The sequence below is a fragment of the Paramagnetospirillum marisnigri genome (assembly GCF_001650715.1).
Classification (GTDB): Bacteria; Pseudomonadota; Alphaproteobacteria; order Rhodospirillales; family Magnetospirillaceae; genus Phaeospirillum; species Phaeospirillum marisnigri.
Map to the genome: position 1 here is coordinate 26,214 of NZ_LWQT01000045.1, position 15,085 is coordinate 41,298.

Consider the following 15,085-nt stretch of genomic DNA (forward strand, 5'->3'; position numbering starts at 1 on the left):
GACTTCCTTCAGGCCGGCTTGGGTCGGGGTCCATGCATCGGCGAAAGACCTGGCATCCGACGCCTTTGGGTCACGAAGTGCTGATGGACCGAAACCCGTTGGATGGCCGGATTTTATGAAAGCGGCCATCTGCCGCTATCTTTCCCGCCCCCGCTCCCTTTCCGGCTCCGTCATGGCGACGTCCTGGATGGTTAGCAGTGTGTCACGGAGCCAACGAACTGCCTGCCGGTGACGCTGATGGAGGGGGACGCCACCATGGAGGCGGATCCAGGCACCGATTCCTTCGGACACTAGACGAGACGGATTGACCAGAATCGAAGCATGCCCCAGAAGCTTGGCCCCCACTTCCATCAGGTACAGCATGCGCTTGCGCGCCCGGGTCACCATGGCAGCCTGCCAACCGCCAAACTCCTGCAATTCGTCAGCATATTCGGCAAGCTGACGTTCGTACTTGGCCCATTCTTCGTCGCCCTTGCCATTGCGCAAGGCTTCCACGGCGCGCGTGTCACACTGCCATGACTCAAATTCCTGGCGAAGACCACGGCGCTCAAGGAATGTCCCAAGATCCTTCTTTTGCGCCGTGACAATATCGCGCTGGGCTTCCAAATCAGCGAGGATAACCAAGTGTTTTTGGACCGCTTCCTCGCCCCGGACGCGCACCTCTTGGGCCGCGGCTTCGGCGGCCTGCGCCTTGGCGTGTGACACGACCGCCTCCTGTTCGGCGGTCTTGGCGGTAAGCGCGGCCATCTCGGCGGCATGTCGTAGAGCCTTCATCTTGGCCTCCTCCATAAGGGCAATGTTCCGAGCGTGATGAGCCTCCACCTGTCTCTCGACGGCGGCGGCTTCGTGTTCCTTGATCCTGGCGTAGAATTCGCGGATGGGCTGATGGTGAGCCCGGCTGTGACGCTGGCCTCGGATCAGCCCGAGCGGCTCCATGACAACGGCATAGCGATCCTGACGAGCCGCGAACGCTTCCTTGCCGCTTCCCATGATTTTGTCATGGTTGAGAGTCCATCCGGTAGCGGTGGCGGCCTTCGTCCCGTCCTTACGGGGACGGCCCCGCCCCTTCTTTTGCACCTCGACAGCGGTGGCGCACCAGACATGGGCGTGACAAACGGATTCGTCATGGTGGATGACGACGGTGACCAGATTGTCACCGAATTCAGCACGAAGAAAATCCAGAGTCACCGACCGCCACGTCGCCAGCCGATCAGGGTCGCAATCACCGTCACGCCCGGAATGGCCATTGTCGGCGAAATATGTGCTGGAGGCCGTGAGGAGCAGTTCCCGAGCCACCACTTGACCGGGCTTTGGTTCCAGTCCGACGGCGGCAAGGCGGGTCCGAACATCCTTCACCACGTCGCCGCTGCCGACCAGCACCTCGTTCAGCGGGGAACGATCCGGGTCGATGTTGGCGCCCAGCCATGGCGCATCCCGCATGGTGTGCTGGGCGGCTTGGCGCAGTTCCCCCCAGGTGTGGCTCTTTCGTCCATGCCGCAAGATGCAAAATGGCCCCCTATCGCCGTCGTTGTCATTTGCCGCTATTGCCATGGCTTCCCCCGTAAAATCTCCCCCGCCGTCGACATCGGGCGAAAAATAAAACCGGCAAGGGGAAAAATGCAGCTCGCCTAAAAGGCGGCACCTACGCCGTCGGGTTTCCCGTTGGGAAAGCCGACCTGTAGGCAAGGGCGCTGCCCTTAACCCGAAGTGTAAAATCGTGCTGACCGAAACATCCGATTCGTCGGCGCGAAGGCGATGACAAAGCGGCATCGCCGGCCAAAGCCGTGATGCCCAGCCAGTGCCGACGGGGTGCCGACGCCCTGCTGACGCCGCCAAATCGGCCCGAGAGGCGCGGATTTCCTGGGGGTCGCGGGCATTGTGCCGACGCTGACGCCGGGGTCGCCACGGAGCCGAAAACAAATTGCCGAATCCACTTGATGGCCGCCGACGGGGGCCTAGGTCAACGAAAGCGGACGACGGTGTCCGCCCCATCAGGAGACCCGCCATGCCCAAGCCCACCCGCCCTAAACGCCCCAAGACACCGCCCATCGATCCGCGACAGATGGATCTGCTCGACTTCATCGCCGCAGGCAAGCTGAACGGCGAGCGGGGTGAGACCCTGCGCGGCCTGATGGCCGCCAAGCCTGATCCGCGCAGCTGGCGCGGCACGACCATGGTTCCGCCCGGCACCCTGTTGGACCGGGTGGTGGCCCTGTTCCAGCGGACCACGGACTTCCCGCTGGAGCTGCCGGCCTTCCTTGTGCTCCACGCGTTGGCGGCCTATCTGCTGGAGCGCGAGGTTGTGATCGAGGTGGCCGGAACCAGGCTGAAGCCGGATCTGTGGTCCACCCTGCTCGCGTCCAGCGGGGCGGGCAAGACCAAGACCGCTTCGGTGCTGAAGCGGGTGATGCCCATGCGGCTGTTTCCCGAAACCACCTCGGCGGCACGCTGGATCGAGGAGATGGAGACCCATAACAAGTGCCTGTGGCTTCAGGACGAATGGGCGCAGCTCCTCAAGCGCATAGAAAGCCAGACCTGGGCGGAGGAGATGCGGGGCTACCTTCTCACCCTTCACGACAATCAGGAGATGTCGCGACGGACAAAGACAGGGTCGCTGGTCATCGAGGATCCGGCCTTGGTCATCTTCGGCACGACGGTTCTGGAGACCTTCAACCAGAACGTCTCGGTCGAGTCCATGCTGGATGGCTTCATGCAGCGATTCGGCATCATTATCGGTGATGCCGATCCGAAGCGCACGCCCGACATGTTCCCCATCTACCGGGTGGAGGAGCCGGGCAACCTCGCCCCGCTGCATACCGCCTGGGAGGCGATCGCCGCCGTGCCGCTGCACCGGACCTATACGGTGACGCCGGAGGCCGAAGCGGAATTCGAGGCCGGTTTCCGCAATCATTTCCAGCAGCACAATTCAATCCCCCCATCGTTCTTTAGGCGCGTCCTTTGGCGGGGGTTCAAGCTTGCGGTGGTCTACCACGTCATGCTGGGCAAGGCTGACGCCGACATCGACGCCGAGGACATGGGCTGGGCCATGCGAGTGGCGCTGCTGCACCTGACCGATGCTCGCCGACTACTGGACGGGTATCACCTCACCGAGTTGGAGGACATCGTGGTCAAGGCCGAAGCCTACCAGGCGAAGATCGGCCGGCGGCCGAGCAAGCGGGAGCTGATATCCCGGGTGCGGGGAATTCGCAACAATGCCATGGCAGAGTTCGTGCTGGAGTTGATGTCACCGCTGCCGGGGGCCAATGACAACACGGGCCCGACCGATGACAAGGTCGCCGCATGAGCGGCCATGACAAGCTGGCGCGGATCAGCGCCATCGTTGACGGCAAGGATTGGCGGGCGGCGAACAGGCCGCCCCTGAGCTACCGCGGCCGAGTTGCAGGAGCCTACTTCTATGATGGAGCATTTGACTGGTCGCAGCAGACCGCCCGCCAGGGCGCAAGACAGGGCGATGTGCTGGCCGCGATCAGAGAGCCCGACAATCCCTATGACCGCCACGCCATCGCCTTGTGGACCTTTGACGCCCAGGTCGGCCATGTTCCGGCGAACGTGGCCTGTGACTTGGCCCCCCTGATGGACGCAGGACACCCTCTCTGGGTCCAGGTATGGCGCGAGGCGATCACGGATGAGCCGTCCAATATCGAGATTGTCTATTTCGGTCCCGCCATTGATGAATGGCGCGACCGGCAATGACGGCGCCGGTGATTCGGGATGGCAACCGTCTGGAAGATGCCGCCCATCCCCATCCAGGCCCGTAGCAGGGGGGGCGTATGACCGGTTCGGCACGGAGCACTCCATTGAGCGCATTGCCGCTCGGGTGGTCTCCTAGCGGTGAACGACCGAGCGGGTGCGTTCAGCGGCACAGTATCATCAGGCTGCGAGGGAAAGCGGTGTCCTACACGGCGAAGATTGTACTTGTTTAATAGAACGAAACTTGGTGGCGTTGAGCGCCAGCAGATTGGTCTGGGCGGCGATATCGTTGATCAGGTTGACCACTTCGCCGATCTTGGCCGCGTTCTCGGACAGGGCACGGACCTGATCGGTGGTGGACTGAGCCTCCTGTTCCGCGCGCGCGGCCACCGACTGCGAGCGTTCGACCTGGCGGGCGATCTCGCTGATGGAGGAGGACAGTTCCTCGGTGGCCGCCGCCACCGTCTCCACATTGGCCGAAGCCTGCTGCGAGGCCGAGGCGACGGTGCTGGCCTGGGCGCTGGTCTCCGACGCGGTTCCGGCCATCTGGCTGGAAGACGCCTGCAATTCGGTCGCCGCCGAGGTCACGGTCTCGATCACCTTGCCGACGCTGTCCTCGAAGGTGCTGGCCAGTTGGCGCAAGGCCGCCTTGCGCTCGGCTTCGGATCGGGCCTTCTGCGCCTCCTGCTCACCCTCCAGCTGCTTGACCCGGACAAGCTGGTTCTTGAAGTGCTCCACCGCCTTGGCCATCAGTCCGATTTCGTCACGACGGTCGGCATGGGGAACCTGGACGGGCAGATTGTTGGCGGCCAGATCGCCCATCACCCGGGTCATGGCGTTCACCGGCTTGGTAATGGAGCCCCCCACCAGCCAGGCGATCAACAAGCCCAGCACCACCGCCGCCGCCATGGCAATACGGGTGTACAGTTCCGCCTGATGGCTGACGGCCTCGGCGTTCTTCATGAAGGCCTCGGCTTTATCAAAGGAAAAGGCGATGACCTTGGTCAGGGTGGCGTTGACCTGGGCCACCTGATTGGCGCCCAGGGTCTTGGTGATGGTGGCGGCATCCTCGCGGCGGCCGTCGCGAATGGCGGCGATCACCTGATCGCGGATCGGCTTCCAGTCGGCGAAGGCCTTGGCGGCCGCCTCGACGTCGCTCTTGTCACCGAGGAAGCGTTCGCGAACCAGGGCGAACTTCTCGTAGACCTTCTTCTCGCGGGCATCCACGTCGGCCACCGCCTTGACCAGTTCCTCCGGATTGGAGGCCAGGGCCACATCCTTCATGGACCGGTGCATGGCGACGATATTGGTGTTCGCCTCCTGCAAGGCATTGGTGACCGTGAAGGGGTGGCGGTAGAGCTTGACGGTAAGCTCGGTCAGACGGTCGTCGGTGGCGTCGCCCAGCAGCCCGATTCCCAGGGTCAGCACCAAGATCAAGGCAAAACCGACATAGAGGCGGGCGGAGATCTTGAGATTGGACAGCAGCGACATGGCCGGGCCTCCCCCTAGGAATTCTGGAACAATATCGTCGACAGATGCGGGTGAAAGGCAGGGCTTGATCCGATACGTCGAAGGATCAGACCCCATCACTATGGGCACAGGCCACTCACACTCTCGGGCATATGCATTAATGCATAATACACAACGCAAATCCGAGCGAAAGCCGGTTTATCGCCAAATTTGATCATTTGTTACACTGCGCCAATATATTAGAATTACAAACTTAACCGATTGATTTACTTATTGGCGCTGGCAGCTTTCCGTTCCGGCACATGCCTTCCAACCGGAACAGCGGCGGGGTTTCGCCGAAAGGCGCACCAATCATTTGACAAGCCGCCCCCGATCCGTATAGTTCGCCCCCTCACTCCCGAGAAAGCGGGTGCGTGGCCGTCAGGCTTGTGCATCCCTCCCCGGCGAAGGCCGGACCAGGATGATCGGGACAACCGCAAAAGGCTGAACAATTCGGCCAGAAGGAAGACCATGAGCAAGCGTATCGAAGCCAAATACAAGATCAATCGCCGCCTGTCGGCCAATCTGTGGGGCCGCTCCAAGAGCCCGCTGAACCGTGGCAAGGAGAACCCTCCCGGCCAGCACGGCCAGCGCCGCAAGAAGCCGTCGGACTTCGGCACCCAGCTGATGGCCAAGCAGAAGCTGAAGGGCTATTACGGCAATATCGGCGAGAAGCAGTTCCGCAAGCTGTATGACGAGGCCGTGCGCCGCCGTGGCGACACCTCCGAGAACCTGATCGGCCTGCTGGAGTCCCGCCTGGACGCCATCGTCTATCGCCTAAAGTTCGCCCCCACCCCCTTCGCCGCCCGGCAGCTGATCAACCACTGCCACATCCAGGTCAACGGCGCCCGCGTCAACATCCCGTCCTATCGCTGCAAGGATGGCGACGTGATCTCGGTCAAGACCAAGTCCAAGGACATGGCCCTGATCGTCGAAGCCGCCCAGTCGCCCGAGCGTGACGTGCCCGACTATCTGGAAGTCGATCACAAGGACATGAAGGGCAAGTTCATCCGCGCTCCCAAGCTGGGTGACGTTCCCTACGCCGTGCAGATGGAACCCAATCTGGTCGTCGAATTCTATTCGCGCTGATCGGTTCCTTCGGACCATCGATGGCAAAGGCCTCCCGCTTCGGCGGGGGGCCTTTTTCATGACCGGGCCGCCCGCGCTTCGTCAAGGCCAAGGCGCGCGAAAGCCCCGCGCCGGATGAACCGGGGCGGGGCCATCGACAACAAACGAGGGGATCAGGCGGCGGCGACGCCCTTGTCGGACATCAGCTGCTTCAACTCGCCGCTGGCGGCCATCTCGCGCACGATGTCACAGCCGCCGACGAATTCGCCCTTCACATAGAGCTGCGGCAGGGTCGGCCAGTTGGTGTACTGCTTGATGCCTTCGCGCAAGGAAGGGTCGACCAGGATGTCGATGCCCTTGAACTTGACGCCCAGGTCGGTCAGCACCTGCACCACGGCGGCGGAAAAGCCGCACTGCGGGAACATGGGGGTGCCCTTCATATAGAGCACCACGTCGTTCTCGGTGATGTCCTGCTTGATGCGGTCGAAGACGGGGTTGTTCATCGCAATGGCTTCCTCGAAAAACTGGAATTGCTTCAATCTAGGCGCTGATGCACCGCGACGCAACATCCCCGCCGCGAAAAAAGGACGCATTGAGGGCGGTCAAGTCCCCGCGCCCCCATCCTCCCTCACCTTCAATCCTTGGCGAAGTCGGGGGCGGCGTCGGGGGTAGCGGTCTGCAGCGCCATGGCGTGCAGTTCGCCGCCCATCTTGCCCTTCAGCGCCGCGTAGACCAGCTGATGCTGTGCCACCCGGCTCTTGCCGCGAAACACCTCGGACACCACCAGGGCGGAGTAATGATCACCATCGCCGCGCAGGTCCTCGATGATCACCTTGGCGTCGGGAATGGCCTCCTTGATCATGGCCTCGATATCGGTGGCTTCCATGGGCATGCTAACTCTCCTCAGTGTCCGGACATCTCGGCGCCCATGAAGGCGGGCAGCCAGGCTTCGTTGGCGGCGAACAGCTCGTCCACCCGCACGGCGCGGCCGCCGACGCTGATGACATGGCCGCCGGTCTTGCCGATGACCCGCACGGCGGTATCGTGCTCCTGCGCCTCTTCCAGCACCGAGGCGAGATCGCCGTCGCTCACTTCCAGGACATAGCGCCCCTGGTCCTCGCCGAAGCACCAGGCATGCAGCGGCAGCGAGGACGGCGCGTCCAACTGGGCGCCCAGATGCTTGGCCGAGGCCATGGACATCTCGGCCACCGCCACCAGCAATCCGCCATCGGAGACGTCGTGGCAGGCCAGCACCATGCCGTCGCCGATCAACTGGCGCACCAGTTCACCGGCCCGGCGTTCGCGGTGCAGGGCCACGGGCGGCGGGGCGCCCTCCTCGGAACCGCAGATTTCGCGCAAATAGAGCGAGGCGCCCAGCCAGCCCTTGGTCTCGCCGATCAGGACGATATTGGAGCCTTCTTCCCTGAACGGAACGCTGACCGACTTGGTCACGTCCTCCAGCAGGCCGACGCCGCCAACCGCCGGGGTAGGCTGGATGGCCGTTCCTTGCGTCTCGTTGTAGAGCGAGACATTGCCGGACACGACGGGGAAGTCCAGCTCGCGGCAGGCCTGCCCCATGCCACGGATGGCCTCGACGATCTGGCCCATGATCTCGGGCTTTTCCGGATTGCCGAAATTGAGGTTGTCGGTGATGGCCATGGGCAGGGCGCCCACCGCCGACAGGTTGCGATAGGCCTCGGCCACCGCCTGGCGGCCGCCTTCATAGGCGTCGGCCAGCACATAGCGCGGCGTCACGTCGGTGGTGATGGCCACCGCCTTGGTGGTGCCGTGAATGCGCACCACGGCGGCGTCGCCGCCCGGGCGCAGAACCGTGTCACCCATGACCATATGGTCGTATTGCTGGTAGATCCAGCGGCGCGAGGCCAGATCGGGACAGGCCACCAGGGTCTTCAGCGCCTCGGCCGGGCACACCGCCTTGACCTCCTTGGCGTCGATGACGGCGCGCTTCGCCGGAGCCACCCAGGGGCGGTCGTATTCCGGCGAGGCCAGGGCCAGCGGGTCGATGGGCAGGTCGGCCACCACCGCGCCATGGCGCTTGAGCACCATGCGCCCCGAATCGGTGAGGGTTCCCACCACGGCGAAGTCCAGTTCCCACTTGTCCATGATGGCCTTGGCCTCGGCCTCGCGGCCGGGCTTGAGCACCATCAGCATGCGTTCCTGGCTTTCCGACAGCATGATCTCGTAGGCGGTCATGCCCTCTTCGCGCATGGGGACCGCGTCCAGGTCCATCTCGATGCCAAGGCCGCCCTTGGAGGCCATCTCGAACGAGGACGAGGTCAGACCGGCGGCGCCCATGTCCTGGATGGCGACGATGGCGTCGGTGGCCATCAGTTCCAGGCAGGCCTCGATCAGCAGCTTCTCGGTGAAGGGGTCGCCCACCTGGACGGTGGGGCGCTTCTCTTCCGACTTCTCGTCGAATTCGGCGCTGGCCATGGTGGCGCCGTGGATGCCGTCGCGGCCGGTCTTCGAGCCGAAATACACCACCGGATTGCCGACACCGGCGGCGGCGGAATAGAAGATGTTGTCCTTGCGCGCCAGCCCCACGGTCATGGCGTTGACCAGGATGTTGCCGTTATAGCTGGAATGGAAATTGGTCTCGCCGCCCACGGTGGGGACGCCGACGCAATTGCCGTAGCCGCCGATGCCCGCCACCACGCCCGCCACCAGATGGCGGGTCTTGGGGTGCGACGGATCGCCGAAGCGCAGCGCGTTCATATTGGCGATGGGGCGCGCGCCCATGGTGAAGACATCGCGCAAGATGCCGCCGACGCCGGTGGCCGCGCCCTGATAGGGCTCGATGAAGCTGGGGTGGTTGTGGCTTTCCATCTTGAAGACGATGGCGTCGCCGTCACCGATATCGATGATGCCCGCATTCTCGCCGGGGCCGCAGATGACCCAGGGCGCCTTGGTGGGCAGGGTCTTCAGCCACTTCTTCGACGACTTGTACGAGCAATGCTCGGACCACATCACCGAGAAGATGCCCAGTTCGGTCAGATTGGGCTCGCGGCCCAGAATCTCGAGAATCTTGGCGTATTCGTCGGGCTTGATACCGTGGGAGGGGATGATTTCGGGGGTGATCTGGCTCAAGACAAGGCCTCCACCAGGGAATCGAACATGGCCTTGCCATCGGACCCGCCCAGCAGGTCCTCGGCCAGGCGCTCGGGATGCGGCATCAGGCCCAGCACGTTGTGCCGCGCATTGTAGACACCGGCCACATTGGACAGCGAGCCGTTGGGATTGGCGCCATCGGTCACCTCGCCCAGGGACGAGCAGTAGCGGAAGGCGATCTGCCCATTGCCTTCCATGGCCTTGAAGGTTTCCGGGTCGGCGAAATAATTGCCCTCGGCATGGGCGATGGGAAAGCGCACCGTCTGGCCCGCCTGATACTGGCGGCAGAAATCGGTCTGGTCGCTCTCGACCCGCAGATGGACATCCTTGCAGATGAACTTCAGGTCCTTGTTGCGCATCAGCACGCCGGGCAGCAGCCCGGTCTCGGTCAGGATCTGGAAGCCGTTGCAGATGCCCAGCACCCTTGTGCCCTGGTCGGCCTTGGCCTTGACTTCCCGCATGATCGGCGAATGGGCCGCCATGGCGCCGCAGCGCAGATAGTCGCCATAGGAGAACCCACCCGGGACCACGATCAGGTCCAGATCGGGCAGTTGGGTGTCGCGGTGCCAGACCATCAGGGGCTTGGCCCCCATGCTGGCTTGCAGCGCCACGGCGACGTCACGGTCGCAGTTGGAGCCGGGGAAGACGATGACGGCGGCTTTCAAGGGCGTTGCCTTCGCGCAAGTGAGGACAAGGCTGTCTGTGTACCCCGGATGCGCGTCGGTTTCCAGACGATTGCGGCGGAAATCTATGCGGCGGCGGAAAGGCGGTGTTGCGTCGTCCCGCCGACCCGATCCAGGGTCTCGCGGATATGGCCGGACTCACGGCCGTCGCCGTTGGAACGGAACCCGGCCCCCAGGCGACGGGCCAACCAGCGCCCCACCGTGCCCGAGCGCCCTCGGCCATTGCGGCAGACCACCAGCACCTCGCGCACGCCCTTGTCGCCCAGGCCATCGGCGAAGGCGGCGATATCGGCGGCATCGGCGGCGATGAAGGGGCGCCAGGGAATATCGGTGCCGAACAGGCGCCCGGCCAGGGACTCGAACAGGGCGCGGTTGCGGCCCCACAGCCGGGTGACCAGACGGCCCTTGATGCCCAGGGCGGAGGCGTCCATGTCCCAGAAGGCCAGGCCCAGGGCGGCGCCCCAGCCCTCTCCCAGGCTTTCGCGGGGATCGATGGGATCGAAAATGCGCAGCACGGCCATGTCGGCCCGGGGCGCCAGGCCCTGGAATTCGCCATTGGTGATCGCGGTGACGATCATGCGCCGCACTCCATCATACATTCCATCTGCATGATATATGGAGCATGCTGCGGCGCAACACAAGGCACTCCCCCCACCGCCGGGCGCATGGGCCTATGCGTCATCCCCCACCAATGCCGCCAAACCGATGAAGGCGGGCAGCGGATGGGTGATCAGCCAAGTGGGGATAGCGGCGAGATAGGGCTGGAAGCGGCCATAGGCCTCGAAGCGGGCGCGAAAGCCCGAGGCCTGGAAGGCCTCATGCATGCGGGGCAGGATGCCGCCCGCGATGAAGACTCCGCCCCGGGCACCGGTGGTCAGGGCCAGATTGCCGGCCGCCGTGCCCATCATGGCGAAGAAGGTGTCCACCGTCTCGCGGCTGATGGCGCAGGACCCGTCCAGCCCCCGGCTGGTGATGACATCGGGAGTGGAGAACACCGCCTGGCGCCCGGACAGGGCAGCGATGGCCTGATACAGATTGACCAGCCCCTGGCCCGACAGCACCCGTTCCGCCGAGACATGGTCGAAGCGCTTGCGCAGCCAGCCCAGGATGTCGGCCTCGCGGTCATTGGCCGCCGCCATGGTGACATGGCCGCCCTCGGTGGCCAGCGCCGTCCAGCGCCCATCGGGCGAGGGCACCAGGGCGGAAACCCCCAACCCGGTTCCCGGCCCCAGCACCGCGATGGGGGTGGCGGGCTGGGCCGCGCCGCCGCCCAGGGGCATCAGATGCTCGGATGCGATATGGCGAACCGACAGGGCCACGGCGGTGAAGTCGTTGACCACCTCCAGCCGCTCCAGGCCCAGGGATTGCCGACTCGCCTCGATGGAAAAGCGCCAGGGCGAATTGGTCAGGTCGACCCGGTCGCCGGTAATGGCCGAGGCCACGGCGAAGGCGCCCCGCCTCGGCCGCGCGCCGGGGCAATGGGCGTCGAGGAAGGCCTTGGCCGCCGAGGCGGGACCGTCATAGTCGGCGCAGCGCAGCACCACCGGATTGAGCAGGTCCTGTCCGTCCACCACGGCGAAACGGGCATGGGTGCCGCCGATATCGGCGACCAGGGCGGCGGTCATGCCTTGCGACGTCCCTTGGCCTCGTCGGTCAGCGACTTGTAGAGATCGAGATAGCGCGACGCCGACCGGCCCCAGCTGAAATCCTGGGACACACAGGACTTCACGATCTTCTTCCACTGGTCCTTCTTGGCATAGAGCCCCACGGCGCGCTCCACCGCCCAGCGGAAGGCGCCCGCATTGCAATGCTCGAACACGAAGCCATTGGCGGTTCCGGTCATCAGGGTATCGTAGCCGGTATCCACCAGCGTGTCGGCCAGACCACCCGTGGCATGGGCCACCGGCACGGTGCCGTAGCGGAAGGCGTAGAACTGGGTCAGGCCGCAGGGCTCGAAGCGGGACGGCATCAGCAGCATGTCGCCACCCGCCATCAGGCGATGGGCCAGTTCCTCGGAATAGCCGATGCGGGCGGCCACCTGGGTGGGATGGGCGCTGGCGACGGCGCGGAAGCCGTCTTCCAGGGCGCGATCACCGGCTCCCACCACAGCGACCTGGGCGCCCATGCCCAGGATGGTGGGGAGAACACCCAGAACCAGATCCATGCCCTTGTGGTCGTTGAGACGGCTGACGATCACCATCAGGGGAGCGTCGGCGTTCTGGGCCAGGCCCAGTTCGACCTGAAGCGCCGCCTTGTTCCTGGCCTTGGCCGCCAGGTCGCCGGGCTTGAACGGATGCACCAGATGGGGATCGGTTGCAGGATTCCACACCGCGTAATCGGCGCCGTTGAGGATGCCGACCAGATCGGAGGAGCGCCGGGCCAGCAGCCCCTCGATGCCGCAGCCGAAGGCCGGGGTCTGCACTTCCTTGGCGTAACGCGGGCTGACGGTGGTCAGCTTGTCGGAATAGAACAGGCCGCCCTTCAGGAAGGACAGGCTGTCATAATATTCCAGCCCGTCCACGGCATACATCTCGGGCGGGAAGCCCAGCCGCGCCACCATCTCGGCGGCGAACTGGCCCTGATAGGCGATGTTGTGGACAGTGAAGACTGTGCCGGGCCGCGACAGAAACTCCCAGGCGTGCAGATAGGCGGGCGCCAGACCGGTCTGCCAGTCGTTGCAGTGAAGCACATGGGGACGCCATTTGGCCGGGCTGCCATCGGTGCACAACTGCGCCGCCACCCGCGACAGCAGGCCGAAGCGGAGCGCATTGTCGGGCCAGTCGCGGCCCTGGGCATCCTGATAAGGCCCGCCGGCCCGGTCAAACAGGGCCGGACAGTCCACCAGCCACACCGGAACCCCGCTTTCGGGCAGCTTGCCCGAGACCAGCCGCGCCTCGGCGCCGATGGCCAGCGGATCTCCCAGCAGGCCGACATCGCGCTTGGCGCCCGCCTTGTCCATGGCCTCGGGATAGCCCGGCATCAGAATGCGGATATCGGTCCCGGCCTCGGCCAGGGCGGCGGGCAAGGCCCCCGAGACATCGGCAAGGCCGCCGGTCTTGATCAGGGGAAAAACCTCGGAGGAAGCGAACAGCACGCGCATGGCGAACACCACGGGACAGCATCGGGAATAGTAGACCTAGCCTATCGCGGATTTGCCCTGCGGTCGAGTGAGGGCATGCCCTCATGCACCACGGGTCACCCCCGCGTCATGAAGACTTCACGATTATTGCAGTGCACAATAATACCCGGGGCCATCTCGCACCCGCAAAAATAAAAACGGGCGTTTGAATCCGTTGAATTTCGCCGAGCCGACCTGTTAGTCTTTCCCCCAATAATAAATGGGAGACGTTGGGCCGATGGCTCAGTTCAGCAAGATCACTTCGACCGGGGTTCCCGCCATCGATGCCGCCAATGACGGCCTGCGCTTCTTGCTCGAACGCGTATTCGAGCAAGGCGTTGAATGCCGACGCGGTCCCCATGGCAAGGGCGAGTGCGACCTGACCCGCTGCTCGCGCATCGACGCCATCCTGCGCTATGTGCGGCGGAACTTCTCCTATCAGGAGGAAGTGATGGCCGAGGCCGGCTTCCCCGAGGCCCAGCGCCATTGCGACGACCATACCGCGCTGATCGAGAAATTGACCATCATGCGCGACGCCCATGTCTGCGCCGACAAGGACTCGACCAAGGTGCACGACTTCATCGCCCACTGGGCGACCAACCATGCCAAGACCTGCGACCAGCCCCTGGGACGCTGGGCGGTGACCCGGCGCGTGGTCTCGCCGCGGGCTTGAGCCCTCCCGATTGGGGGGCAGGCGTTCCTTTCCCCTCGCCCGCTTGCGGGAGAGGGAGGAGGCCCAATGGGCCGGAGGGTGAGGGCCTGTGTCCGCCATCGAGGCCCTCACCCGGCTCAGGCTCCGCCTTCGCCACCCTCTCCCGCAAGCGGGCGAGGGTTTATTTGCGAATTCCACTTGCCGCCAAAGAAAGCCCGCTCGGGATGACACGAGCGGAATTTCAGCCGACGATGTCGTCGTCGCGGTAGCCCTGGGCATAGATCAGCGCCGTCAGGTCGCCATGGTCGACCCGCACCCGGGCCTCGGCCGCCACCACCGGCTTGGCGTGGAAGGCCACACCCAGACCGGCGGCCCGCAGCATATCCAGATCATTGGCGCCATCGCCCACCGACACCGCCAGATGGGGGGCAATGCCCAACTCGGCGCAGTAGTGGTTCAAGGTGGACAGCTTGGCCTCGCGGCCGATGATGGTGTCGCCAACCCGGCCGGTCAGCTGGCCGCCTTCGATGATCAGCTCGTTGGCGATATCCACATCGAAGCCGCAGGCATCGCGCACCTTGGAGGTGAAGAAGCCGAAACCGCCCGACACCAGCACGGCGAAGGCGCCGTGCTTCTTCATGGTCCGCACCAGGGAATGGGCGCCCGGGGTGAATTCGATGCGGTCCCAGGTCTTCTGCAGGCAGTCCTCGGACAGGCCCTTCAGCAGCCCCACCCGTTCGCGCAGCGCCGCCTCGAAGCCGATCTCGCCATTCATGGCCCGGGCGGTGATGGCGGCGATGCGGTCCTTGATCCCGGCGAAATCGGCCAGTTCGTCCAGGGTCTCGCCGGTCACCATGGTGGAATCCATGTCGGCCACCAGCAGGCGCTTGCGCCGCCCCTCCACGGGCTGGGCCACCACATCCACCGCCCAGCCTTCCAGGATGCGGCTGGCCATGGCGTCAGCCTCGCTGGTGGCGATGCCCGTGAAGGGCAGGTCGCAGGCCCGGTCCGGCGACAGCCAGTCGGCGGGTCCGACCTCGGCTCCCAGGGCGCGTAGCGCGCCGCGCGCCTCGAACACCAGCGATGAGTCGAGCCCGTCGACCCCATGTCCGGCGATCAGGGTCAGAACCTTGTCCATGGGATGTCCTTTTGGGGGCTGGGGAAGGAAGGCGCCTGTCGTTTACTGCACCGCCGCGCGACTTGGCAAGCGCGAAG

Annotated in this window: 14 protein-coding genes; 4 read left to right on the top strand and 10 right to left on the bottom strand. The window is 64.7% G+C overall.

The genetic code is table 11. From position 1 onward, the window contains the following. Positions 1 to 135: 135 nt before the first annotated feature. On the bottom strand, positions 136 to 1,551 hold the full coding sequence (locus A6A04_RS21550; RefSeq protein WP_172822740.1) for a plasmid recombination protein: 1,416 nt from the start codon (positions 1,549 to 1,551) through the stop codon (positions 136 to 138). 454 nt (positions 1,552 to 2,005) lie between these two features. On the opposite strand from A6A04_RS21550, the gene A6A04_RS07485 reads away from it, so the two are divergent. Beyond that, complete coding sequence (locus tag A6A04_RS07485) at positions 2,006 to 3,304, top strand: DUF3987 domain-containing protein (RefSeq protein WP_068491494.1); 1,299 nt, start codon at positions 2,006 to 2,008, stop codon at positions 3,302 to 3,304. After that, positions 3,301 to 3,714, top strand: coding sequence for an HIRAN domain-containing protein (locus tag A6A04_RS07490; RefSeq protein ID WP_068491496.1), 414 nt, complete (start codon positions 3,301 to 3,303; stop codon positions 3,712 to 3,714). The genes A6A04_RS07485 and A6A04_RS07490 overlap by 4 nt, the downstream gene beginning before the upstream one ends. Before the next feature lie 177 nt (positions 3,715 to 3,891). Here the strand turns inward: A6A04_RS07490 and A6A04_RS07495 are convergent, their stop codons facing one another. Further along, positions 3,892 to 5,202, bottom strand: coding sequence for a methyl-accepting chemotaxis protein (locus A6A04_RS07495; RefSeq protein ID WP_068491498.1), 1,311 nt, complete (start codon positions 5,200 to 5,202; stop codon positions 3,892 to 3,894). 489 nt (positions 5,203 to 5,691) lie between these two features. Here A6A04_RS07495 and rpsD point away from each other — a divergent pair, with 489 nt between their 5' ends. Beyond that, complete coding sequence (gene rpsD, locus A6A04_RS07500; RefSeq protein WP_068491500.1) at positions 5,692 to 6,309, top strand: 30S ribosomal protein S4; 618 nt, start codon at positions 5,692 to 5,694, stop codon at positions 6,307 to 6,309. Between the two features lie 152 nt (positions 6,310 to 6,461). Here rpsD and grxD read toward each other — a convergent pair whose 3' ends face one another. From grxD to glgA, 7 genes are all read right to left on the bottom strand, one after another. After that, entirely contained in the window at positions 6,462 to 6,791 is a 330-nt protein-coding gene (gene grxD, locus A6A04_RS07505; protein WP_068491502.1) for a Grx4 family monothiol glutaredoxin, read from the bottom strand. Positions 6,792 to 6,922: 131 nt separating this feature from the next. Next, positions 6,923 to 7,180, bottom strand: coding sequence for a BolA family protein (locus A6A04_RS07510; protein ID WP_068491504.1), 258 nt, complete (start codon positions 7,178 to 7,180; stop codon positions 6,923 to 6,925). Positions 7,181 to 7,191: 11 nt separating this feature from the next. Then, a complete protein-coding gene (purL, locus tag A6A04_RS07515) occupies positions 7,192 to 9,396 on the bottom strand; it encodes a phosphoribosylformylglycinamidine synthase subunit PurL (RefSeq protein WP_068491506.1) in 2,205 nt (734 codons plus the stop codon). After that, positions 9,393 to 10,082, bottom strand: coding sequence for a phosphoribosylformylglycinamidine synthase subunit PurQ (gene purQ / locus A6A04_RS07520; RefSeq protein WP_068491509.1), 690 nt, complete (start codon positions 10,080 to 10,082; stop codon positions 9,393 to 9,395). Before purQ ends, purL begins: the two co-directional genes overlap by 4 nt. An 83-nt stretch (positions 10,083 to 10,165) precedes the next feature. Next, positions 10,166 to 10,678, bottom strand: coding sequence for a hypothetical protein (locus A6A04_RS07525; protein ID WP_068491512.1), 513 nt, complete (start codon positions 10,676 to 10,678; stop codon positions 10,166 to 10,168). A gap of 93 nt (positions 10,679 to 10,771) precedes the next feature. Continuing rightward, the gene (glk, locus tag A6A04_RS07530) at positions 10,772 to 11,725 is read right to left on the bottom strand and encodes a glucokinase (RefSeq protein ID WP_068491514.1); all 954 of its coding nucleotides are present in this window, start codon (positions 11,723 to 11,725) and stop codon (positions 10,772 to 10,774) included. Continuing rightward, entirely contained in the window at positions 11,722 to 13,200 is a 1,479-nt protein-coding gene (gene glgA / locus A6A04_RS07535; protein WP_068491557.1) for a glycogen synthase GlgA, read from the bottom strand. The genes glk and glgA overlap by 4 nt, the downstream gene beginning before the upstream one ends. Before the next feature lie 256 nt (positions 13,201 to 13,456). Between glgA and A6A04_RS07540 the strand changes: the two genes are divergently transcribed. Further along, entirely contained in the window at positions 13,457 to 13,891 is a 435-nt protein-coding gene (locus A6A04_RS07540) for a bacteriohemerythrin (RefSeq protein WP_068491516.1), read from the top strand. Between the two features lie 220 nt (positions 13,892 to 14,111). Here A6A04_RS07540 and serB read toward each other — a convergent pair whose 3' ends face one another. Continuing rightward, entirely contained in the window at positions 14,112 to 15,008 is an 897-nt protein-coding gene (gene serB, locus A6A04_RS07545; RefSeq protein WP_068491519.1) for a phosphoserine phosphatase SerB, read from the bottom strand. Positions 15,009 to 15,085 lie beyond the last annotated feature (77 nt).